Origin of the sequence: Paenibacillus sp. CR_12 (assembly GCF_041953985.1) — a bacterium.
GTDB classification, from domain to species: Bacteria; Bacillota; Bacilli; order Paenibacillales; family Paenibacillaceae; genus Paenibacillus_AQ; species Paenibacillus_AQ lautus_A.
Genome location: NZ_JAVFHO010000005.1, coordinates 391,536 through 412,858 on the forward strand (window position 1 = coordinate 391,536; position 21,323 = coordinate 412,858).

Genomic DNA, 21,323 nt, shown 5'->3' on the forward strand with positions numbered 1-21,323 from the left:
TCCTGACATCTCAATATGCAAGTTTTTTGTCCATGCGTCACCCATATCCAGCTTCCAGCCCGCTAGCCTTTGATCCCGCTAAATGCGATGCCCTGAATGAAGTACCGCTGCAGAGCCAGGAACAGGACAAGGATCGGCAAAATAGCCACCAGTGCCCCGGCCATCATCGGGCCGTAATCCGTCTGGAAATTGAACGAGAACGCCTGGAGCCCCATCTGGATCGTCGCCTTGTTCGGATCGTTCAGCACGATCATCGGCCACAGGAAGCTGTTCCAGCCCGCCTGAAACGTGAAGATGCTCAGGGTTGCCAGCGCCGGCTTGGTCAGAGGCAAATAGATGCGCCAAAAAATTTTGAATTCGCCGCAGCCCTCAATCCGCGCCATCTCCATCATGTCGGAGGGGAGCGTCAGGAAGAACTGCCGCATGAAAAACACCGCAAACGTGCCGGAAGCTCCCGGAAGAATGATCCCCCAGAAGGAATTCATCAGCCCCATGCCCCCGCTTCCGAACAGGTCGTTGCCTCCCATCAGCGGTATATGGCGCAGCACGTACACGCTCGGGATCATCGTGACGATGCCCGGGACCATCATCGCGGCCAGCAGCACGCGGAAGAGTCCCGAGTTGCCTTTGAACTTCAGCTTGGCAAAAGCATAGCCGCTGAGCGAACCGAAGAACAGGTTGAGCAGCACGCCGGTAATGGCCAGAAAGAATGAATTCCAGAAATAAAGGCCGAAGGGTACGGTTGTGAACGCCTTTTTATAGTGCTCCAGCGTGATGTCCGTAGGGAACCATTTGATCGGCATCGAGAACATATCCTCATCCGGCTTAAAAGAGGTCATCACGCTCCAGTAGAACGGGAGAAACATGACGATGGCGATCAGAATGGCACCGATATAGAAGACGCTCGCGGTAAGGATTCGCTGACGCTTGGCCTGACTCTCAATTGCTCTCATCTCTTGTCTTCCTCCTCTAAGCCCCGATTACACAATCGATTCTTCCGATTTATTGATCTTCATGCTGATCAGCGAGAAGACCAGAATCGCCATCGCCAGCACGAAGGCCTGCGATGATGCATACCCCATCTGCAGCTGGTTAAAGCCCTGCTGATAAATGAGATAAACCGGCGTTTTCGTTGCATTGGCGGGTCCGCCCTGCGTAAGCACGAATGCCTGATCAAACAGCTGCAGCGCGCCGATAATCGACATCGTGCTGACAAGGAATGTGGTCGGCCGCAGCTGCGGCCAGGTAATGTAACGCAGGCAATCGAATTTGCTGGCACCGTCCAGACGAGCGGACTCGTACAGATAATCCGGCACGCCCTGAAGCCCGGCCAGGTAAATGATCATATTGGAGCCTACGCTCTGCCACAGCGTCATCATAATAATCGACAGCATGGCCGTATCGGTCTGGGACACCCAGGCCGGGCCCGTGATGCCGAACAGCGACAGGATCCCGTTAACGAGCCCGTATTCGGGATGCAGCATCCAGATCCAGACGGTGGCCGCCGCGACCGCCGACGTCAAAGTCGGAAGATAGTAAAACGTCCGCAGCGCCTTGACTCCCCTCGCCGCCCGGTTCAGCAGGATCGCCAGCAGAAGGGAGATCAGTACGTTGAGCGGCACGAACACCACCGCATAGATCATCACGTTAACGAAGGTTTTCCAATACAAATCATCGCCGAACAGTCGCCTGTAATTGTCCATGCCGACCCAGTCGTTCGAGCTGAGCACGTCATAATTGGTAAAACTCAGGTATAGCGCCATTCCAACCGGGATTACCATGAATACCGCAAATAACAGCATTGTCGGCATAATGAACAGATAGCCCATCCTGGCCTGGTGTTTGCCAAGCCTCGTGACGGAAGCAGGCTTGGCGCTGACTGGCTTCGTGGCGGAAGTCATCCTCATGCTCCTTTCTGTAGCTCCTAGAATCCCCGAATGCGTTAACGGGCAACGGCATTTTCCTTCAGCTGCTTATCGCCCTGCTCCTGGCTGAGCCGCAGGGTCTCTTCGGCGCTCTGCTTGTTCTGCATGAACAGCTCCAGATTCGGAATGACGGCATTCTCCTCCATGACGGAGTACCCCGGATGCGTCGGCCTTGTTTTGGCAAATTCAAGCGTTTCCATAAACGGTATCCATTTCGGATCGTCCGCGAAGAACGGATCTTCAAAGGCAGGCTTGAAGCCCGGCATATTCAGGCTCGTTTTGGCCCATAACACGGCATTGTCCTTGTTGGCCGTCCACCATTTGATAAACTCCCAAGCCTCCTCCGGATGCTTCGAGCCTTGCGGAATGACAAGCCCAAAGCCGCCCATAACGCTTCCCTTATCGCCGTTCGGTCCGGCCGGTGGCGGCACGATGCCATATTCCAGGTCTTTGCCGTATTTATCATAGGTGCTCAGCATCCACGGGCCGGTGTACAGCATGGCGACTTTTCCGGTTACAAACGCATCCGTTCCTTCGCCCAAGCCGTCCTCGAAACCGATCTTGTACACCTTGTCCTCATTCAGCAAACGTCCCCAGAAGTCCAATACCGCTTTGCCCTTCTCGTTGTTCACGTTCATCGTGTTCTCCGGGGTCAGCATCGTTCCGCCCGCCTGCTGCAAATACATGTTGAACAGTCCGGGATCGCCCATCGACAATCCTGCCGTTTCGAGCTTGGTCCCGTTCCACTTGGTCGTGGCTTTGGCTGCCGCCTCAAGCTCGTCCCAGTTCGTTGGCGGCTCAAGCCCGGCTTCCTCCAGCATTTTCTTGTTATAGAACAGGGCCCGCGCGTCCACCGTCAACGGCAATCCGTATAGCTTGTCATCATAGGTAAGCTCCTTCAGAGCCTCTTCGTAAAAATCCCCCTTGTTGACGCCGTCGCGCTCCAGGTATTCATCCACGGGATGAAGCACGTTCTTAGGTGCATAGAGCGCGGTCCGCCACCGGTCCCAGAACACGACATCCGGCGTCCCCCCGTTCGTGGCCGCGGTCAGAAACTTCGTCACCACGTCCTGCTGCAGGGCATATTTCACCTCGATTTTATCTTGGGATTTATTAAAAGCATCCACCATCGTTTGGATCTGTTCCTGCCCTTCTCCGCCCCAGTCTCCCCAGAAGGTCAGCACCGTTTTGCCGCCGCTGGCTTCTCCGCCGGAGGAGCCACCGCTGCCCCCTGAGCAGCCCGCCAGAAGCCCAATCACAACTATCATCGACCATACGATCTTCCACTGCTTCTTCATTCGTTAACCCTCCCTTATGAATTCCAAGCTCGGTTCGCCGCTTCATCCCGCTGCTAGCTTTACCGTTTAACCGCGATACCGGAACACAACAGCACCAGTTCGCAAAACATCATATTGGCCCATGAAAACCAAGGCCGGGTATATTCCTGCGGCCGATCCACATGGAACCCTTCATGCATGAGCCCGGTTCCTCCGTCCGTTGCCAGCAGCAGTTCAAGGAGGCGCTGCCGCTCGGCTTCATCCTGTTCGGTCATCCCTTGCATCGCAAGCGCAATATGCCATATGTATTGATCGGGCGTATGCGGACTGCCGATGCCGGATGCAGCGGTCCCGGAGAAGTAGTACGGGTTCCGCTCACTCAAGATAAACCTCCGCGTATTCGCGTATATCGGATCTTCCGCATTTCGGTATCCCAAGTACGGAATGGACAGCAGGCTGGGCACATTCGCGTCGTCCATCAGGTTAACCGAACCCAATCCATCCACCTCGTATGCATAGATAGGGCCGCATTCCAGATGCTCCACAATGCCGTACCGCTGTATGCCGGCTTCGATCTGTGCCGCTAGCCCCTCCGCCGCCGCTGCCAGCTCCCGATCCTTCAGAATCTCCTCGGCAATCTCCGTCACATACCCCAGCACAACGACCGCAAACATGTTCGACGGAACCAGGTAACCGTAGGCGCAAGCATCGTCGCTCGGCCTGAAGCCGGACCAGGTCATGCCGGTATATGCCGTCTCCGCTCCTTTTCCGCCACGGACCAGCGTATCCGACGGAGGGCAGTTGCTCCGCTCGAAGGTGTAAGCCGATTTCCGTTCATGGTGCTGCTCTGTCGTCCACAACTCGATAATCTGCCGCACGCCTGCCCGAAAGGTCTCGTCAAAATGGCCGGTTCTTCCGGAGTTTTTCCACAGCAGGTAGCTGAGCTGGATCGGATAACACAGCGAATCGATCTCGTATTTGCGTTCCCAAATCCACGGGCTCATCTCGGTTGCATCATCCTGATGTCCCATCCCGTTCGCAGACTCATTGAACGCGTTGGCATACGGATCCCGCAGAATATAGTCAAACTGGCGTCTGACCACGCCCTGGATCATGTCGCCGATCTCGCGGTCCTCTCCAAGCACCAGGAAGGGCCTGACCTGCGCAGCCGAATCGCGCAACCACATGGCAGGAATATCCCCGGTTATGACAAACGTCGTGCCGTCCTCCATTCGCTTCAAGGTGGTATTCCAGGTATTGGCTAGGCATCTCTCGAACATGTCAGCCGTTCGTTTCGGCTGCTTCGCCCGAACCATGTCCGATATCCGCCTAATGGCCTCCGGCAGTTCAGTTATGGATTGCACGTGATGTTCCCCTTTCGCTTGATGGAATTATGAAACCGTTATCACGAATCAGTATATTGTTATCTAGTTAATATGTCAATATATAAAATAAATTAAATGTTATATTAGGCGTTGGGTAAACGTCGACACAAAACCAACGCTGCTCCTCACCGGATTAAGAACAAAAAAACATGCGCTCACAGGTTCGTGAGCGCATGTTTTGCATGCGTGCAAGGGTAAGTGAAAACATTACAAACATTCCGTATTCACGTTTCCTGTTTGTAAGGTTCAACCTCCAAGGTTTTTTGTTATCGAATTCGAATTTCCATTTGTCGGTCAGGGAATTACCAATGCGCCGGTCACTTTCCAGCACACCATGCATCGAAGGCTGCGCCAGCTGCGCAGACGTTTGAACAAGTTTCTGCTATTCCTTGACGGGACCGGTAGATGCGCCAACCACCAATTCCGCAGGCAATCTCTTCTCGACCGCAACCGCGTCGTGGTTCATGATGCCCAGCACCGTCTCGATCGCCAGCCTTCCCATCTCTTCCTCGTTCTGTCGCATATGGGTAAACAAGTACCCCTCACCGATATTTAATTGCGGACTGTCGAAGCATATGATCGATACATCCTCCGGGACCCGCAAACCGAGACGTTCAGCTGCAACCTTAGCAAGCAATGCAATATTGTACTCAATCGCAAAAAAAGCGGTAATCGACGGATGATCCTGCAAATGCTGCATGATCCGCTGTATTTCCCGTTCAATATTGCTTTCGTAGAAAGCATTGGGCAGCGTGGCCGTTACGTCACTGATCCAGATTTCCTTGTCAAACGCGATGCCCCGGGCGGCATGAGCCTGAACGAATCCTTCAATCCGCTCTTCGACCGCCGTCGTATCCCTCGGCGGAGGAGACAGCAGGCAAATATGGCGGTGACCCAAATCGAATAAATGCTCCACCGCCTGCACGGCTGCCCCAAGATTATCCGTGCTGATGGAAGCCGCAGCGACCCCCTTCAGCTTGCGGTCAATCAGGACGAGCGGGAAGCGGGCAATGACCATTTTCAATATTTCGGCATTAAAATATTCACCCTGCGCGGGAAATACGATAAGACCGTTCACGCCGAGATTGCGCAGCTTCTGGATGGACAATTCCTCATTATCCTGGTCCCCGAACGTTCTGCGCAGGACCAGAAAGCAGTCATTCTCCCTGGAATACTGCTCCATGCTGTAGATCAGCCGCGTTCCGTAGCTTGAAGAAAAATCCGTGATGACCAGGCCGATCATTTTCTCCCGGCCGGCCGTTCCCGTTTCTGTGCTCTCTGAGGAGATGGGTTCCCTGTGTACCACAGGCTCATCCGGATCGGCTACGAACGATCCCTTGCCCGGCTTGCGCACGATCACGCCTTCTGCCGCCAGCAGATCCAAGGCTTTCTTGCTCGTGATTCGGCTAACTCCGTACTCATCCGCAAGTTCCTTCTCTGATGGAACTTTATCTCCAATCCGAAACATATGGGTTGAGATCTTTCGCTTCATCTCGTTAAAAATCTGTTCATACATCGGCTTCGTGGAAGCTGCATCTTTCAAATTGATATCCCTCCAACGGTACTCCAAAACCTGCTAATTTATATAACAATATAACATGATATATTTAAATTGTCCATGTTGAACGATGATCGCTCACATATTCATCACATCCCCTATTTGCTTGAAACAGCACCATACAAACTCATCACTTGAACAATGCATGATCAACCCGACCATTGCCCATTCTATAATCCATATACTTAAATTTTTGCGGGGGAGGAAGATTCGTTGGAGCGTTTTGACCCGGAACTCGTCTTTTTTGAGCCGGATGCGTTGGAGTATCCGCTTGGAAAGAAGCTGCAAGCATGGTTTGAGGAATTAGGCACACCCATCAAAATGACCACCTCCCATAATCGGGTAACCGGCATTCCGGGGGAGACCGAAACCGAAAAATACCGGAACGCCAAACGCACCCTAGTCGTTGGGATTAGGAAGACCTTGGATTTCGACACGTCCAAGCCTTCTGCGGAGTATGCCATCCCGCTGACGACGGGATGTGCAGGACATTGTCATTACTGCTACCTGCAAACCACCATGAGCTCGAAGCCTTATGTCCGGATTTATGTCAACCTGGATGAAATTTTGGACCGAGCGAAGCAATACATCGCTGAGCGGTCGCCCGAAATCACCCGGTTCGAGGCCGCTTGTACCGGCGATCCCGTATCTCTGGAGCATTTGACCGGGGCACTGGCCTATTACATTGAATTTATGGCCAAGCAGGACCATGGCCGACTGCGATTCGTGACGAAATTCGCCAACATCGATTCCCTGCTGAATATCGATCACGGCGGCCATACCAGGGTACGCTTCTCCATCAATTCCGATTATGTGATCCGTTATTTCGAGCCGGGTACCTCTTCCTTCGAAGAACGCATTGAAGCCGCGGGGAAAATTGCCGAAGCCGGATATCCGTTAGGTTTCATCATTGCCCCGATCGTCAAATATGACGGATGGCAGGAAGGATACTGGCATTTATTGGAGAAGCTCCATGAGCGATTGAGCCATGTGGAGGTTAAGGATCTGACGTTTGAGCTCATTCAGCACCGGTTTACCAAAACGGCCAAAAACACCATTTTGAAACGGTACCCCAAAACCAAGCTGGACATGGATGAGGAGGACCGGCAGTTAAAGTGGGGAAGGTATGGAAAATTCAAGTATGTCTATAAGGCCGAAACCGTCGAGGAGTTTCAGCAGCTGTTCGAAAAGGGAATCCAAGAATATTTCCCGCGCGCGGAAATTGCCTATTTTGTCTAAAATACCCGGGAACGCCAGTCATTTGATGTACCCAAAAGCAACAAATAACGGACACTCCCGGTGCCCGTTATTCTTATGAACCATATGCATTCGTATCCGCTCTTTCATCGAAGGGCCGCGAACTCTTCGGCCTTGTGATCTTGGTCGTACATCCAGACCTCAATCTCATGGATATCCATCGGCTTTCCGTAATAGTAACCCTGCATGACATGACACCCGAGCCCCGTCAAAAAGTCGATATGCTCCTTATTCTCCACGCCTTCGGCGATCACGTCCAGATTCAGCTTTTCCGCCATAAGAACGACGGCGTTGACGATGGCGCGCTTGCTGGGCGTGTCCAAATCATTGGTGAACTGGCGGTCCAGCTTCAGGGCATCAATCGGAATCCGGTCCAAGAGCCCAATCGAGGAATAGCCGGTTCCGAAATCATCCATGGAGACCTTAACCCCTAAGGATCGGATACTCCCAAGCTGCCGGATGATATCGTTCACATCGTGCAGCACCATGGACTCCGTAATCTCCAGCTCTAACAACCGGGGCTCCAAATCCGCCTTATGCAGCACGTTTTGAATCAGCTCCAGCAGATTGTCGCCATGAAATAAACGGACCGATAGATTCACCGAGACCGGCTGGACAACCCCGCTATCCTGCCACACCCTGCACTGCTTGCATGCTTCTTCAAGCGTCCAGCGGGTCATCGGAATAATCAGCCCCGTCTCTTCCGCAATCGGAATGAATTCCTGAGGGGAAATCACGCCGAGGCGGGGATGCTTCCAGCGGAGCAGCGCCTCGAATCCGACCAAGCGGTCGCTTTGCACATTCCATTTCGGCTGATACACGATGAAGAACTCCTTCATCTCCAGCGCTCTTTGCAGGTCCTTCTCCAATTCCATCTTGCGAACCTCTTGAAGACCCATCTCCTCGTCATAAAGGCATTGCTGATTCTTGCCTAGCCCCTTCGCTTTATACATCGCGGTGTCGGCATTCTTCAGCAGCGTCGTACGATCCGAGCTATGGACGGAACCGATGCTGATGCCGATGCTAACCGTCACATACAGCTCGTTGCCGTCGATATGGTACACCTTTTTAATTTGTTGGAGTATATCATCGGCTAAGCGCTGGGCATAATTCGGGTCGCTTTGCTTCAAAATAACCAGAAATTCGTCCCCCCCGATCCGGAACACCTGCTGGCCGCTTCGAATGAATTGACGCAGCCGCTTGCCCACTTCCTGGACCAGCAAATCCCCGACATTATGACCCAGCGTATCGTTGATGGCCTTAAATTGGTCCAGATCCAGAAACAGGATCGTAATCTTATCCGTTTCGGCATTCGTCCTGAAGAACCGGTTCATCTCATTGCGGTTGGGCAATCCCGTGATCGTATCCTGGTAGGCCAGCTTTTCCAGCACATGCCGGTCAAAGAACATCGCGCCCCAGGAAATCAACAGAATAGCAAAAATCGCGACCGTCACGCAGTACAAAAGGAAGAAATCCACAGACTGCGGCTGATGCGTCATCATGCCGGCATGCGCTTCAAAGCGCGCCGCCTTCATCCCTGTATAATGCATCCCGCACACGGCGAATCCCATGACAACCGCCGAGCCCCACTTGAGAAAGCTGGACTTGGAATGGTTGCGAAAACGAAGAAACAATAATAAGGCCGCATAGGAGGCCGCCAGCGCAATGACGGCGGACAATATCCAAAAGACGGGATCGTAACGAATGTCGGCGTGTACGACCATGGCTTCCATTCCCATGTAATGCATCGTCACGATGCCGCTTCCCATAACGAAACCGCCAATGGCGATTTTGGACCAGTTAATATCCTTGGGCATGGTGATATAAAACGCGATGAATGAGGAAATCACGCTGGCCAGCATCGACATGATGGTCAGAAAGGCATCGTACTTCACGTTCATATTCATGTGCATCGCCAGCATGCCGACAAAATGCATGGACCAAATGCCGCTTCCCATGACCATGGCTCCCCCGAATAGCCAAAAAAACTTGGATTTGCCGTTCGCGTCCGAAATTTTGGACGTAATATTCAAAGCCGAGTATGAAGCAAGTATAGCGATCGCAATTGAAAGCCCAACAATATACAAGTTATAATTGCCGTCCATCTGAGCTGTGCACACTCCTTTTGTGAGTAATCCTTAGGTCCTATGAAATTCATACGTTACCCGAGAGACAAACGTTTCTATTAATTCAAGGATGGCTCTCCCTGCATACCCAAAGTGATAATTCTTATGGTTACGGCCCGCCCGGCCCTGAGTCTTCTACCTATTATATCTTTAGTAACTATTCAATTTCTCGACAAACTCCGTTTTGACCGAAACTTTCGGAACCCGCATGAGTCCAAAGGACTATATATTCCACAATATCCCTGCCTTTCCTTCTAACCGATTTAAAATAATGGCACGCAGAACGGACATTTCAGTCGGATGGATAACGTGAAAAACAAAAAAACTGCCGACTCATTCCCTCAGGTCAGCAGCTTTTATCATGACTTCATGGAGCACTTACCTTCGTTTCTCCATTCATATACTTCTCGCCCCACTCACAGATTTGATCCAGGATGGGCTGCAGTGAAACGCCCAATTCGCTTAGCTCGTAAACGACCTTCGGCGGCACTTGATTAAAGACCGTTCGCGTAATAATCCCATCCTCCTCCAGCTCCCGAAGGGTCTGGGTTAACATCTTCTGCGTAATATCCGGCATCTCTTTCTTAATTTCACTCGTACGCTTGGGCCCATAACTAAGGTGGCACAGCACAACGATCTTCCACTTGCCTCCGATCACCTCCATGGTGGCTTCGGACGGAATATGGTATTGCCGATCGCGATTCATAAGATCCTCTCACCTCCCGGACGTAAAATTACTGCGACTATGAAGGGCACTTTAGGGTGCTAATAGCACCTTTAGGTACCTATAGAACAAATAAGTGCGTACTTCCTTCCAGCCATTATATGATACATAATCCCCTTATACCAGTACTGCAAGAAAACAAAGCACATTCAACACATTATAGAAGAAAGCGAAGGTGATTCATGATGAAAGTACTGACTGTTGTCACTCATCCCAGAGTGAACTCCTTTACATTTGCTGTCACGGAGCGATTTGTGCAGGGGCTTCAAGATGCCGGACATGAGACGGAGGTTCTGGATCTTCACCGCATCGGTTTCGATCCGGTTCTGTGGGAGGCGGACGAACCCGATTGGTCTGATGCCGGCAAGGTATTCTCCGCTGAGGTTGAAAACGAGATCGCGCGAATGAAACAGCACGACGCACTGGCCTATATTTTCCCGGTATGGTGGTACGGGGTTCCGGCTATGCTGAAGGGATATATCGACCGTGTCTGGAATCACGGCTTCGCATATGGCGGCGGTTCCAAGCTCCATCACAAGAAGGCGTTATGGATCGCATTGGCAGGAGCGTCGGAGGACCATTTTGCCAAGCGGAGCTATGATACGATGCTGTCCCATTCCCTCAACGTCGGCATGGCCAACTATTCCGGAATCGAAGATTCCCGAGTGGAATTCTTCTATGATACGTTAGAGGGCAGGCCGGAGCACATGGAGAGCCTGCTGGAGCGGGCATATCAACTGGGGCTGCATTATGCGGGCTCGGGAGTACATGTGAAGTGAAGGCTCCCTAGTGGAGTTAGAGCTTTGTTCATACAATAATAATAAATCGGCCTCGCTCTTGAGGCCGATTTTTATGTACCGCACTTCGGATCGCTCGCTCTCATGTCATTGATACGTCAATATGGAACGGCGAAATCCAGGTTGGCCTCAACTTGACCGTTGGTCATTACTTGCTCGGAACATCCATTGCCCCAACCAAAATTTGAAACATTTTAGTCATTTTTACCGTACATATAATCAATGGAAAAATAACGGAACAGGAGGAGTGCCGTCGATGATGCCCCAAGGCCCGTCTTTTGGCGGAGGTTTTGATTTTATGTTTACGCTGGTTCCCATTCTGATCGGGATTGTATTCGTCATTGTGATCGTGGGCTTCATCTCCAATGGCGCCCGCTATGTTAAGAACGCCAAGTCCCCGCGCACTTCCGAGTTTGCCCGGGTCGTCTCCAAACGCATGGATGTCCGCCATCATACCAATCACCACAACCACGATAACGGAATGATGCACGCCAACCATTCATCCCGTACGTATTATTACATCACCCTCGAATTTGATAATGGAGAACGAAAAGAGTATCTTGACGTCAAGAATCTGTACGGTCTTGTCGTGGAGGGAGATACCGGCTATGCCGCCATCCAGGGCGACTGGATCGTCGCGTTTGAGCGGAATATGCAGCCGCAGTCGTGACCGGACGCGTTTACAATATAAAAATGAAGAAGCATCACGTCTCCGTATTTTATTCGTACGGTCCCTTAAGAACAGAAGAGCCTTAGTCCGCGGCGAAACCCGGACTAAGGCTTTTCTTGTTGAATCGACTTGAATGGTTAATATTTCATCTAATCCTTTACGCATTGCTGCTCGTTTCGATAGGCTCATTCACTTCGATCAGTTCAACGACGGTCTCGCTTTTCAGCGTATTGCCGATCGTGCATGCACGCTCTACGACGGATTTCAGCTTCTCCTTGTAGGCAGGCTCCAGCGTTGGCGGCAGCGAGACAAGGACGTTGAAATGCGAGAACTTATTGCTTTTATCCTCTGCTTTTACCGATGACACTTCGATATGAATGGAAGACTTATCATATTCCACGCCGTCGTAAGCCATTATTTTTTGGAGCGAGATGGATACGCACAGCGCCAGGGACGCTTCCAGCAGCTCTCTCGGAGACAAGCCGCCCTCCAAATTCGGGCCGTGGTTTCCTACAATCTGAAACCCGGCCTCATTGAATATCCGATCCTGGCCTTCTACGATTTGTAACGTTGTCATGGTCCTTCTCTCCTTTTGGTTGGGGGTGCGAACTTATCTGTTCTAGTCAACAAGATGACAGGCGACCTTATGGCCCGGCCGCACTTCTCTTACAGCCGGTATGTCTGTTCTGCATACATCGGTTGCATAGGGACAGCGCGTGTGGAAAACACAGCCGCTCGGCGGCGATATCGGGGACGGGATTTCCCCCCGCAACATGATCCGTTCCTTTAATCGGCTGCGGTTAAAATCCGGTACGGCCGAGAACAGCGCCTTCGTATAGGGATGCAACGGCTCATGGAACAAATCGTCCGTCAAAGCCTCTTCCATTATTTTTCCGAGATACATAATGCCGATCCGATCCGAAATATACCGAACCACGCTGATATCATGCGTTATAAATAATAACGTTAGTTTCATTTCGCGCTGCAGGCGCTTGAGCATGTTCAGAATTTGCGACTGAATGGACACGTCCAGGGCAGAGACCGGCTCGTCGCACACGATGATTTTCGGATTCATGATAAGCGCGCGCGCCAAGCCCAGCCGCTGGCGTTGACCGCCCGAGAATTCATGGGGAAAGCGAAAGGCATGCTCCGGCTGCAGGCCAACGGTTTTCAGGATGCGGAACACGGTTTCCTGACGCTCCGCCTTGTCCCCCATTTTATGAATGATCAAGGGCTCCTCCAGCATCCGGCCGATTCGTTTCCTCGGATTGAGCGAAGAGAACGGATCTTGAAAAACAAGCTGCACGTCCTTGCGGAAATTCCGCATTTCCTCCCTCGTCATGGCCGCCAATTCCCGATCCCGATACAGGACCTGCCCTTGGCTTGCCGGCGTTAATCCGAGGATGGTGCGTCCCGTGGTGCTTTTGCCGGAGCCTGATTCGCCGACCAGGCCGTAGGTTTCTCCCTCGTTCAATTGCAGGGAAACGTCCGTGACCGCGTTGACGTATGCTTTGGCGCCCCCTAATTTGCCGAATGATCCGTACACCGGAAACTGCTTGTGAAGGGAGCTTACCTTTAAGATCGAACGATCAGCTGCTTGTTCCAACGGTTGTCTCCCTCCCTTCCGGCTTGTTTAGGGCCTCGTAATGCCAGCACTTCACTCGATGGTCCGTTTGGGCCGTTTGCATCGGCGGCTCGGAGGTACGGCACAGCTCGTCGGCATAAGGACACCGCGTTGAGAAGCCGCAGCCCTGCGGAATATCCGTCAGGGACGGCACCGTTCCCTCAATGACGTAAAGCTCATCGTCCCTGTCCCCTTCCAGCTTGGGGATGGATTGGATCAGCCCTTGGGTATAAGGATGCAGCGGCGTTTGGAACAGCTGTTCCGTGGGAGCTTCCTCCACGATCTGTCCCAAGTACATCACCTTCACGCCCGTGCAAATTTCCGAGACCACGCCCAGATCATGCGTAATGAACAGCACGCCCATGCCCATTTTGCGGTTCAAGTCGGCGATCAATTCCAGGATCTGGGCCTGAATCGTCACATCGAGCGCGGTTGTCGGCTCATCCGCGATCAACAGGTTCGGCTCGCAGGAAAGCGCCATGGCAATCATCGCCCGCTGCTGCATTCCCCCCGACAGCTGATGGGGATATTCGTTAACCCTGATTTCGGGCGAAGGAATGCCCGTCATCCGCAAAATTTCAATGGCTTGCTGATGGGCTTCCTTCTTGGACTTCTTCTGATGGAGGCGAATGGCTTCTCCGATTTGGTTTCCAATCGTATAGACAGGGCTCAGGGAGGTTAGCGGGTCCTGAAATATCATGGATATTCGATCACCCCGGATCGCCCGTAATTTAGAATGCGGGAGGGACAGCAGGTTCTGATTCTCGAATACGACCTCTCCCTCGTACTCGATCGCATCCGTATGATCCAGCAATCTCATGATGGATTGGGACATCACGCTTTTTCCGCTGCCGGACTCTCCGACGATACCGATGATGTCGCCAGTATTCATGGAAAAGCTCACTCCGTTCACCGCCGTCACTCTTCCGCGCTCGGTATGAAAATGCGTTTTAAGATTTTTCACTTCCAATAGAGGCTCTTTATTCATGGAAACACCTCCAGCCTTATATTCATCGCTTTCTAAACTTTTGCTTCACGCGGGGGTCCAGCAAATCGCGCAGCCCGTCTCCCAGCAAATTCAGGCTAAGGACGGACAGGACGAGCGTGGCCCCGGGAAATACGACCATCCACCATGCCTTGTAAATTACAAGCTTGCTTGCCTGCAAAATGTTCCCCCAGCTGGCTTCGGGCGCAGGAATGCCCGCACCGAGAAAGCTGAGCGCGGCCTCCGAGATAATCGCCTCGGCAAATACGAAAGTTGCTTGTACCAGTAGTGGAGACAGCGTGTTAGGCACGATGTGCTGCCATATAATGCGCGTGGAGCCGGCCCCCTGGACATGCATGGCCTCGATGTAGGTTTGCTCGCGCACTACCAGTGCTGCCGAGCGGACGACTCGGGCAATATTCGGCGTGAACACGATCGTCAGCGCAATGATAACGTTCAAGGCGGATGCGCCGAGCGCGGCCATTAAGGCAATGGCGAGCAGGATTCCCGGAATCGCAATCAACCCGTCGCAAATGCGCATGAGAATATGATCCAACGTCTTATAATACGTTGCATAGACGCCGATCACGAGTCCCAGAGCGGAGGACAGCAGCGCAACCGCCAGTCCGACGCTAATCGATACCCTGGCACCGTAGAGTAGCCTCGTTAGCAAATCCCGTCCGAATTCGTCGGTACCAAGCCAATGCTCGGCCCCTGGCGGAGTTAAACGGTCCACAACCTTCATGTCGTACGGACCGTAGTTCGTGAAGAGCGGTCCGATCAGCGCCAGAATCACCAATACCACAAAGATAGTCGCTCCGATCAATAGCCCGTAGTTGGACTTCAGGCGGCGATATCCTAAGGCTCGCTGCTCTTTTTTCAGCTTTTTGCTGACTTGAGCGACATATTCCTTTTCCTGAACTGCAGCCATCCCGTTACACCTCTTTTATTTGCGATCCAATCGAACGCGCGGATCAACCGCGCCGTATAACAAGTCGATGATCAAGTTGATGGTGACGTACATCAGCGTGACGACGAGCACCACCCCTTGGATCACCGCAAAGTCCCTTCTGGCAATGGAATTCAAGATCAATTGACCCAGACCGGGAATGTTGAATATGGCCTCCACGACCACCGCTCCCGTCACCAACGTGCCGAAGGTTTGTCCAATGACGGTCAGAATGGGCAGAAACGCGCTCCGAAACGCATGTTTGAACAGCACCTTCATTTCATGCAGGCCTTTGGATCTGGCTGTCTTGATGAAATTCAAATTCAGCACTTCCAGCATGGACGAACGGGTCATCCGCGTAATCAGGGCCGCCTGTATGGTTCCAAGGGAAATGCCGGGAAGAATCAGATACTTCATATGTTCCCATAGCCCGCTGCTAAGCGGTTCATATCCGGCGACCGGCAGCCACTGCAGCTTGACGCCCACGAACAGCATAAGGAATAGTCCCAGCAAGAAACTGGGCAAGGCCATGCCCAGCAAGGATATCCCCATCAATGTATAATCGGCGATGGACCCTCGCTTGTAAGCGGCGATAATCCCGAAGGGAATCGCGAGCAGGATCGCGATTCCCTGTGCCAGAATGGCCAGCGATAGCGTGGGGGTAATATGCTCCGCAATGGCTTCGCTGACCGGCTGATTCATGAAAATCGAATCCCCCAGATCCCCCTTGAACACGTTGGCTACCCAGCTCGTATATTGTTCGAGTATCGGGCGGTCCAGTCCAAGGTCCTGATTCAGCTGCTCTATTTCCTCCTGCGACGCCTCCATTCCCAAGATGGCCGCCGCCGGATTCCCTGGCGTTATGTGGATGATCAGAAATATAGCGATGGTGACAACGGCCAGTACGGGAATCAGCGACAAAAGTCTTTTCGTAATATAAGCCAGCACGGCAAATCCCTCATTTGTACATGGTCTATGAATCCAATTTCAAAAAAGGAAGGCGTTATCGAAGTTACTCCGGTAACTTGTAACACCCTCCCTATACGCTTACTTCGCTACTTTGGCATTCCAAACCACCGGAGCTTCGAACAGCTCGAAACCTTCAAGCTTCTTCGTTGTGGCGACGACGCCATTATAATGGCCGATTACGGTGGAGGAAGCGAATTCGTACAGGAAGCCCTGCAGCTTCTCCCATTCCTGCTTGGCGGCTTCCGGCGTGGCTGCGCCGCGAATATCGATCAGTGCCTGCTTGACCGTTTCATTCTCGAGTCCGGCCCAATCCGGATTAACGGCCAGCAGCTGCGGCGGGGTAAGCTGATAGCCCGTGCTGGCAACAAAGATATCCCACTTGGAACGGTCGTTCTTCGTTTCCAGGAACGTCGGGAAATCGAAGTTCTCCACTTTTACGTTCATGCCGATCTGACGAAGCTGCTCCTGGATGACCAAGGTAGCCGTGTACATCTCGTTATAATCCTTGGTCGTCAGCAGCGTGATTTCTTCGCCGTTATACCCGGCTTCTTGCAGCAGCTGCTTGGCCTTCTCCGGATTGGACTGGTTGTAATACTCCGCTCCGGCTTCGGTCGACCATTGGACTTGATTCGTATTCAGGTAACCCGGCGCCAAAGAGTACAAATCCGGCTTGGCGAAGCTCGCCAACATGATCTCCTCATTATTGAACGCGGCGAGAATGGCCTGGCGAATCTTCACGTCCTTTAACAATCCCTCGCTGGTATTGAAAAATGCCGTCAGGGCACCGCCAGGGAACGAGAGCAGGTTGATGTTGTTGTCGGCAGCCAGCTCATCATAGCTTTCGATCGGAATGCTGTCCGCCACATCGTACTGGCCGGTCTTCACGCCTGCAATGCGCGTGGAGTGGTCCGTGACGAAATGGAAGTACAGGTCTTTGGCGGGAGCTTCTTTTCGACCGTCAAATCCGCTTGGCTCCGCATCCGACACCTGCTGATAATCGTCGTTTCGCACCAAATGGATGTACTGATCCTGCTTCCATTCCTGGAATTTATAAGGTCCTGTACCGATGTACTCCTTGATTCCGTCAGCCGGCGCTGCGTCCACGATCTCTTTCGGCATGATGGAAGGGAACTGCGCTTGCGATGCAATAAGAATCAACACGTCCGACGTAGGCGACTCTACGGTCAGCTTCACGGTATACGCATCGACGGCTTCGAATTTGGCATTCGTCAGCAGCACCTTCGCCCGGGACGAAGTCACCAGCCAGCGGTTCATCGAGGCTACAACATCCTCGGACGTCATCTCTTTCCCGTTGTGGAACTTCACGCCTTGGAGAAGGGCGAACGTATACGTTAAACCATCCTCGCTTCGTTCAACCGACTCTGCCAGAGCCGGTACGGGTTCATAGTTTGCATTCAGCGTGTAGAGCTGTTCGAAGATATTGCCGGCCGTATCCAGTGCAACCGCCGATACCGTCAAGGCCGTATCCAACGTTGGCGGCTGAGCCGTAAGCGCGATGTTCAGCTCGTCTTTGTACTCTTGTTGTTCGGCTTGCTTCTCGCTTCCTTTGTCTTCGGCTGCGCCCTCTGCCGCCGGATCGGAGCCGTTGCCGCATGCCGCGATCAACAGCATCAGCATGATCGACGATAAGAGTAAACCTAACTTTCTGGCTTTCATTGTAATCCCCCCATGTAGTAGACATATGCATACGAAATGTATGCATCATGCTCTGTCAAAAACTCGTAAAACGAACGCACCCCATAATTCTAAGTTATCTGGTAGGTTTAATAAGCTATGCACATACTAATAGATTCGCTATGGGCTGTCAATGCAATAATTGATCGTACTAGAATTAATTTCCTGTTCGCAAAAATAAATAGATCCAACATGCAAGGACTTCGTTCCTCTCCATCGCCTTAACCGCCGCAGCCAGCCTTCCCCCCGAAATATAAAAAAGCCTTGGTCCGTCTTTCGAACCAAGGCTCTTTATTAAAGTGGCAGATCGCTTTGCAAAATCTTTTCCCTGCGCCCTTTCATATACCACTGTCCCCAGGGATGAAGTTTGTCGAAATTTCCGCGGCAGGCATGGAACAGCTTCATATACCGCCCCATTTCTCTCAGCTTCATGAAATAGGGGATTTCCCGAAGCCACTCCTCCTCCAGGCAACGCTCCAGACGGTATCCTTCCAGGAAAGGGATCAGGAATTTACCTCTGTCCGGATCGGCTCCATCGGTCAAACCCGAGAAGAAGGCGGCGACGGCTATATCATCCACGAACCATGAATAACGGCTCGCATCGAAATCAATCAGGCACAACGCATCCCCCTGGACAAAAAAATTGCCGTAATGAAAATCGGCATGGATTAATCCATAAGCCTCCCTAGAAACCGGGAGCTTCGATATATACTGGCACAAGGCTTGATAACGAAAGGCAATTCCCTTTTCAGACGGCGGTAAATCGAGATGACGAACCTTCTCTGCCTCGTACGACCAATTCGGCCGTCTCGTGAAGGGGTCCTGATGGGTATACTCTTGGGTGATACGATGCATGCCCCCCATGAATCGGCCCATTCGCCTGTATAAATCCTCGCCGGCTTCGTTCTCCCCAACCGGACGCCCCTTGGCTTCCTCGTAGCAGACCGCCGTATATTCACGGTCCTCCATCCGGATCCGCTCCGCAAGTTTCCCGGCTGCCGAATGGAGCGGCCTCGAAACGCAAACGCCCTTACTCCCAAGAAACTCTACCCACTGCACCTCCCCGGCAATCTTCGCATAGGGTTTGTGGGACTCGTCGGTCAAGCGCACATACACGGTCTTCTCGTCCCTTCGATAAGAACGGACAAGGCTGTGTTCGGAAAAATGCGTCTGGAGTCTATCCCGCTCCAAAAGTCCGAACCTGCTCGCAGCCGCGGCCATAAGCTCGCTCCGTCGTTCCAATTGCAGCGCCTCCCTTCAAGCCGGATGATATTGAAATCAATGATGAACGATTTCTGCAAATATGTAAGCGGCTCCTGCATGCAAAGCCCGGTCCTCATGAATATTCCATTGAAATAACGCCATCAACAGCGGTCCTTGTGCCGGCCGCTTTCGCCGCCGATGTATACGCTCTTGTTGTCGTCAAAAGGGCGGGAGGATATAATACGGGTAAAATAAAATCGTCATGCAAGAAAGAGGGCCTTATTATGAATCCCGAAACCCGAAACGCCCGAACCCAACTCATCATCGAAGCAGCCGAGCGCGTATTTACACATAAAGGCATTGAAAAAGCCACCATGCAGGATGTAGCCACCGAGGCTGCCATGGGCGTAGCCACCGTTTTTCGTTTTTTTCCCCGCAAAGAGAAACTCGTCGTTGCCGTTGCCACGAAAATGCTGGAGACCGTTCTCGAGACCTTCCGCTCCGTCGCGGAACAGCCGATTTCCTGTATGGAGAAGCTGGAGCTGCTGTTCGACCACTTCATTTCCCTGCTGGAGCAGCAGACCAGCTCGAACGTGAAGCTGCTCGAGAACTTCGAGAGCTATGCGGCTCAGTTTACAGAGCCTCTCGAAGACATCGAGCTGTTTAACGTCGTCTACCGGGATATATCCCAGGTATTCTCGACCATCGTGGAGCAGGGCATCGAGGATAGATCGGTTCAAGCCGATCTTCCGATTGCCGAGACGCTGACCACCATCGTGAATACATTCGGCATTTTTGCCAGAAAGCTGTCCCTCCAGAAAAACATTCTGGTGGTCGAGCCGGACCTCGCGCCGGAGAAGCAGCTGGCGATTCTCAAGCACATTCTGCTTAATTATTTGCGGGCATAAGGGACTTGGAGCCAAGTAAAAAGAGTGCGCAGCATCACAACTGCACACTCTTTTCTTGTTGGTATCCCTGGCTTCTCCTACAGGCCCAGCTTCTGCCCCCGCTCCAGGCGCTGAATCTGCTGCTCGCCCGTGATCGCCAGCTCGCTGAACTGATGGATCGTCTCGCGCATGCGCGGGAGAGCCTCCTGTTTGTAAGTGCTGATGGAATCAAGCGCTGACAGCACATCCGTGAACGCTTGCTTCAAGGTATCGACGGAAATGCTCGTTTCCAGCGACTGCTTGTGGATCGCCGCACCTTGATCCTTCAGCATTTTGGAGGTGGCGCTGATCAGGTTGTTCGTGGTTTCGTTCAGCAGCTCGATTTTCTTCAGGACAATCTTCTGGTTGTAAAGGGCACTTGCGACCGTCACCGAAATTTTCAGCGCCGATACCGTTACGTTTCTTGCCCGATCCACACCACGGATTAACTCCTTGTTATTCCGGATGACGACTTCTATGGCCATGATCCCCTGCTGGTTCACGACCAGCATCTGCTGCAGGTCCATCACGCGCTGGCGCAGCGGGAACAGCACCTCCTCGGTAATAAACCGGATTTTATCCTCCGACTCCTGGCGGATTTTGGCCGCCTCGACCTGGGACTCGATCTCCGTGTCCATCAGCATGCCCAATTGGATTTCCTTTTGCAGCTTTTTGGTGAGCTCGCGAAGGGTTTGCTGTTCAATCTCCAGCGTGGTGTTGTCGTTCTTTAATACGGTTTTTCCTTTATCCAGAGAAATGATAATGTCCGAAATGACGGCATCCGCCTTTTGGAACTTGGCAAAGTATCGGCGCAGCGGGTTAAACACCATGCCCAGCAGCCCGCTCTTCGCAAAATCCACGACGCTCGGATCCAGATCCTTCAGCTGCAGCTGCAGCTCCGTTAACCCTTTGGCCACTTCGCCGCCTTCGTCCCCGGTTTTCGATAGTCTCCCCACCTGAACCTGCAGAAGCGCGTTCTTCTCCGAGGAGGACCTCATCGTGCTGATCCCAAAGCTGTCAATGGATTGCAGCACCTGTCTCCGTTTCTCGAGCGATTCGATATCCAGCTCCATGATGGCCTGCACATTGCTCGCTGCCAGTTCCTTCAGCTGCGTGACTTCTTCCGGCTCAGGCTTCACCTGCTCCTCGATTGCCGTCTTAATCTCTTCGGGACGAATGACTTCCATCGTAAATGACAATATAACCCCTCCTACAAGTTTCTGATATACCAGATTCACATCGTTATGAAAAAT

General features: G+C 52.4%; 19 protein-coding genes. 4 read left to right on the forward strand and 15 right to left on the reverse strand.

The genetic code is table 11. The features are described from left to right. Positions 1 to 62 precede the first annotated feature (62 nt). From RB297_RS20540 to RB297_RS20560, 5 genes are all read right to left on the reverse strand, one after another. Positions 63 to 953: a carbohydrate ABC transporter permease gene (locus tag RB297_RS20540; RefSeq protein ID WP_009593907.1), complete on the reverse strand. Its 891-nt coding sequence runs from the start codon at positions 951 to 953 to the stop codon at positions 63 to 65. A gap of 27 nt (positions 954 to 980) precedes the next feature. After that, on the reverse strand, positions 981 to 1,901 hold the full coding sequence (locus tag RB297_RS20545; RefSeq protein WP_009593927.1) for a carbohydrate ABC transporter permease: 921 nt from the start codon (positions 1,899 to 1,901) through the stop codon (positions 981 to 983). Positions 1,902 to 1,942: 41 nt separating this feature from the next. Further along, a complete protein-coding gene (locus RB297_RS20550; protein WP_375121292.1) occupies positions 1,943 to 3,223 on the reverse strand; it encodes an ABC transporter substrate-binding protein in 1,281 nt (426 codons plus the stop codon). Positions 3,224 to 3,282: 59 nt separating this feature from the next. Then, the gene (locus tag RB297_RS20555; RefSeq protein WP_375121407.1) at positions 3,283 to 4,518 is read right to left on the reverse strand and encodes a glycoside hydrolase family 125 protein; all 1,236 of its coding nucleotides are present in this window, start codon (positions 4,516 to 4,518) and stop codon (positions 3,283 to 3,285) included. Between the two features lie 451 nt (positions 4,519 to 4,969). Continuing rightward, positions 4,970 to 6,130 carry a GntR family transcriptional regulator gene (locus tag RB297_RS20560; RefSeq protein ID WP_213579998.1) on the reverse strand — a complete coding sequence of 387 codons (1,161 nt, stop codon included), beginning with the start codon at positions 6,128 to 6,130 and terminating at the stop codon, positions 4,970 to 4,972. 228 nt (positions 6,131 to 6,358) lie between these two features. Here RB297_RS20560 and splB point away from each other — a divergent pair, with 228 nt between their 5' ends. Then, positions 6,359 to 7,384: a spore photoproduct lyase gene (gene splB, locus RB297_RS20565; protein WP_192569987.1), complete on the forward strand. Its 1,026-nt coding sequence runs from the start codon at positions 6,359 to 6,361 to the stop codon at positions 7,382 to 7,384. Positions 7,385 to 7,488: 104 nt separating this feature from the next. Here the strand turns inward: splB and RB297_RS20570 are convergent, their stop codons facing one another. Together RB297_RS20570 and RB297_RS20575 are read right to left on the reverse strand one after the other, a co-directional pair. After that, positions 7,489 to 9,507: a bifunctional diguanylate cyclase/phosphodiesterase gene (locus tag RB297_RS20570; protein WP_096774836.1), complete on the reverse strand. Its 2,019-nt coding sequence runs from the start codon at positions 9,505 to 9,507 to the stop codon at positions 7,489 to 7,491. Positions 9,508 to 9,895: 388 nt separating this feature from the next. Next, the gene (locus RB297_RS20575; protein ID WP_009593955.1) at positions 9,896 to 10,234 is read right to left on the reverse strand and encodes a winged helix-turn-helix transcriptional regulator; all 339 of its coding nucleotides are present in this window, start codon (positions 10,232 to 10,234) and stop codon (positions 9,896 to 9,898) included. 203 nt (positions 10,235 to 10,437) lie between these two features. Here RB297_RS20575 and RB297_RS20580 point away from each other — a divergent pair, with 203 nt between their 5' ends. Both RB297_RS20580 and RB297_RS20585 read left to right on the forward strand, forming a co-directional pair. Continuing rightward, positions 10,438 to 11,031, forward strand: a complete 594-nt coding sequence (locus tag RB297_RS20580; protein ID WP_036664794.1) for an NAD(P)H oxidoreductase — start codon at positions 10,438 to 10,440, stop codon at positions 11,029 to 11,031. A 274-nt stretch (positions 11,032 to 11,305) separates the two neighbouring features. Beyond that, positions 11,306 to 11,719 carry a DUF2500 domain-containing protein gene (locus tag RB297_RS20585; RefSeq protein WP_375121294.1) on the forward strand — a complete coding sequence of 138 codons (414 nt, stop codon included), beginning with the start codon at positions 11,306 to 11,308 and terminating at the stop codon, positions 11,717 to 11,719. Between the two features lie 157 nt (positions 11,720 to 11,876). Here RB297_RS20585 and RB297_RS20590 read toward each other — a convergent pair whose 3' ends face one another. The 7 genes from RB297_RS20590 to RB297_RS20620 all read right to left on the reverse strand — a co-directional run bounded on the left by RB297_RS20590 (position 11,877) and on the right by RB297_RS20620 (position 19,183). Then, a complete protein-coding gene (locus RB297_RS20590) occupies positions 11,877 to 12,296 on the reverse strand; it encodes an OsmC family protein (protein WP_375121295.1) in 420 nt (139 codons plus the stop codon). A gap of 42 nt (positions 12,297 to 12,338) precedes the next feature. Beyond that, the gene (locus RB297_RS20595; protein WP_096774840.1) at positions 12,339 to 13,325 is read right to left on the reverse strand and encodes an ABC transporter ATP-binding protein; all 987 of its coding nucleotides are present in this window, start codon (positions 13,323 to 13,325) and stop codon (positions 12,339 to 12,341) included. Next, positions 13,309 to 14,331 carry an ABC transporter ATP-binding protein gene (locus RB297_RS20600; protein WP_213579996.1) on the reverse strand — a complete coding sequence of 341 codons (1,023 nt, stop codon included), beginning with the start codon at positions 14,329 to 14,331 and terminating at the stop codon, positions 13,309 to 13,311. The genes RB297_RS20595 and RB297_RS20600 overlap by 17 nt, the downstream gene beginning before the upstream one ends. A 22-nt stretch (positions 14,332 to 14,353) precedes the next feature. Beyond that, complete coding sequence (locus RB297_RS20605) at positions 14,354 to 15,259, reverse strand: ABC transporter permease (protein WP_096774842.1); 906 nt, start codon at positions 15,257 to 15,259, stop codon at positions 14,354 to 14,356. A 15-nt stretch (positions 15,260 to 15,274) separates the two neighbouring features. Continuing rightward, positions 15,275 to 16,225, reverse strand: a complete 951-nt coding sequence (locus RB297_RS20610; protein WP_375121296.1) for an ABC transporter permease — start codon at positions 16,223 to 16,225, stop codon at positions 15,275 to 15,277. Between the two features lie 99 nt (positions 16,226 to 16,324). Beyond that, on the reverse strand, positions 16,325 to 17,923 hold the full coding sequence (locus tag RB297_RS20615) for an ABC transporter substrate-binding protein (protein WP_375121297.1): 1,599 nt from the start codon (positions 17,921 to 17,923) through the stop codon (positions 16,325 to 16,327). Between the two features lie 312 nt (positions 17,924 to 18,235). Continuing rightward, positions 18,236 to 19,183 (reverse strand): phosphotransferase enzyme family protein, encoded by a 948-nt coding sequence (locus tag RB297_RS20620; protein WP_375121298.1) that lies wholly within the window; start codon positions 19,181 to 19,183, stop codon positions 18,236 to 18,238. 245 nt (positions 19,184 to 19,428) lie between these two features. Here RB297_RS20620 and RB297_RS20625 point away from each other — a divergent pair, with 245 nt between their 5' ends. Beyond that, complete coding sequence (locus tag RB297_RS20625) at positions 19,429 to 20,052, forward strand: TetR/AcrR family transcriptional regulator (protein WP_375121299.1); 624 nt, start codon at positions 19,429 to 19,431, stop codon at positions 20,050 to 20,052. 77 nt (positions 20,053 to 20,129) lie between these two features. Here RB297_RS20625 and RB297_RS20630 read toward each other — a convergent pair whose 3' ends face one another. Then, positions 20,130 to 21,269, reverse strand: a complete 1,140-nt coding sequence (locus tag RB297_RS20630) for a toxic anion resistance protein (RefSeq protein ID WP_375121300.1) — start codon at positions 21,267 to 21,269, stop codon at positions 20,130 to 20,132. Positions 21,270 to 21,323 lie beyond the last annotated feature (54 nt).

Coding starts and splice junctions, on each gene's coding strand:
- RB297_RS20615 (WP_375121297.1), bottom strand. CDS start 17,923: ATGAAAGCCAGAAAGTTAGGTTTACTCTTATCGTCGATCATGCTGATG.
- RB297_RS20555 (WP_375121407.1), bottom strand. CDS start 4,518: ATGGTTCGGGCGAAGCAGCCGAAACGAACGGCTGACATGTTCGAGAGA.
- RB297_RS20550 (WP_375121292.1), bottom strand. CDS start 3,223: ATGAAGAAGCAGTGGAAGATCGTATGGTCGATGATAGTTGTGATTGGG.
- RB297_RS20585 (WP_375121294.1), top strand. CDS start 11,306: ATGATGCCCCAAGGCCCGTCTTTTGGCGGAGGTTTTGATTTTATGTTT.
- RB297_RS20545 (WP_009593927.1), bottom strand. CDS start 1,901: ATGACTTCCGCCACGAAGCCAGTCAGCGCCAAGCCTGCTTCCGTCACG.
- RB297_RS20540 (WP_009593907.1), bottom strand. CDS start 953: ATGAGAGCAATTGAGAGTCAGGCCAAGCGTCAGCGAATCCTTACCGCG.
- RB297_RS20605 (WP_096774842.1), bottom strand. CDS start 15,259: ATGGCTGCAGTTCAGGAAAAGGAATATGTCGCTCAAGTCAGCAAAAAG.
- RB297_RS20590 (WP_375121295.1), bottom strand. CDS start 12,296: ATGACAACGTTACAAATCGTAGAAGGCCAGGATCGGATATTCAATGAG.
- RB297_RS20570 (WP_096774836.1), bottom strand. CDS start 9,507: ATGGACGGCAATTATAACTTGTATATTGTTGGGCTTTCAATTGCGATC.
- RB297_RS20625 (WP_375121299.1), top strand. CDS start 19,429: ATGAATCCCGAAACCCGAAACGCCCGAACCCAACTCATCATCGAAGCA.
- RB297_RS20575 (WP_009593955.1), bottom strand. CDS start 10,234: ATGAATCGCGATCGGCAATACCATATTCCGTCCGAAGCCACCATGGAG.
- RB297_RS20600 (WP_213579996.1), bottom strand. CDS start 14,331: ATGAATAAAGAGCCTCTATTGGAAGTGAAAAATCTTAAAACGCATTTT.
- RB297_RS20580 (WP_036664794.1), top strand. CDS start 10,438: ATGAAAGTACTGACTGTTGTCACTCATCCCAGAGTGAACTCCTTTACA.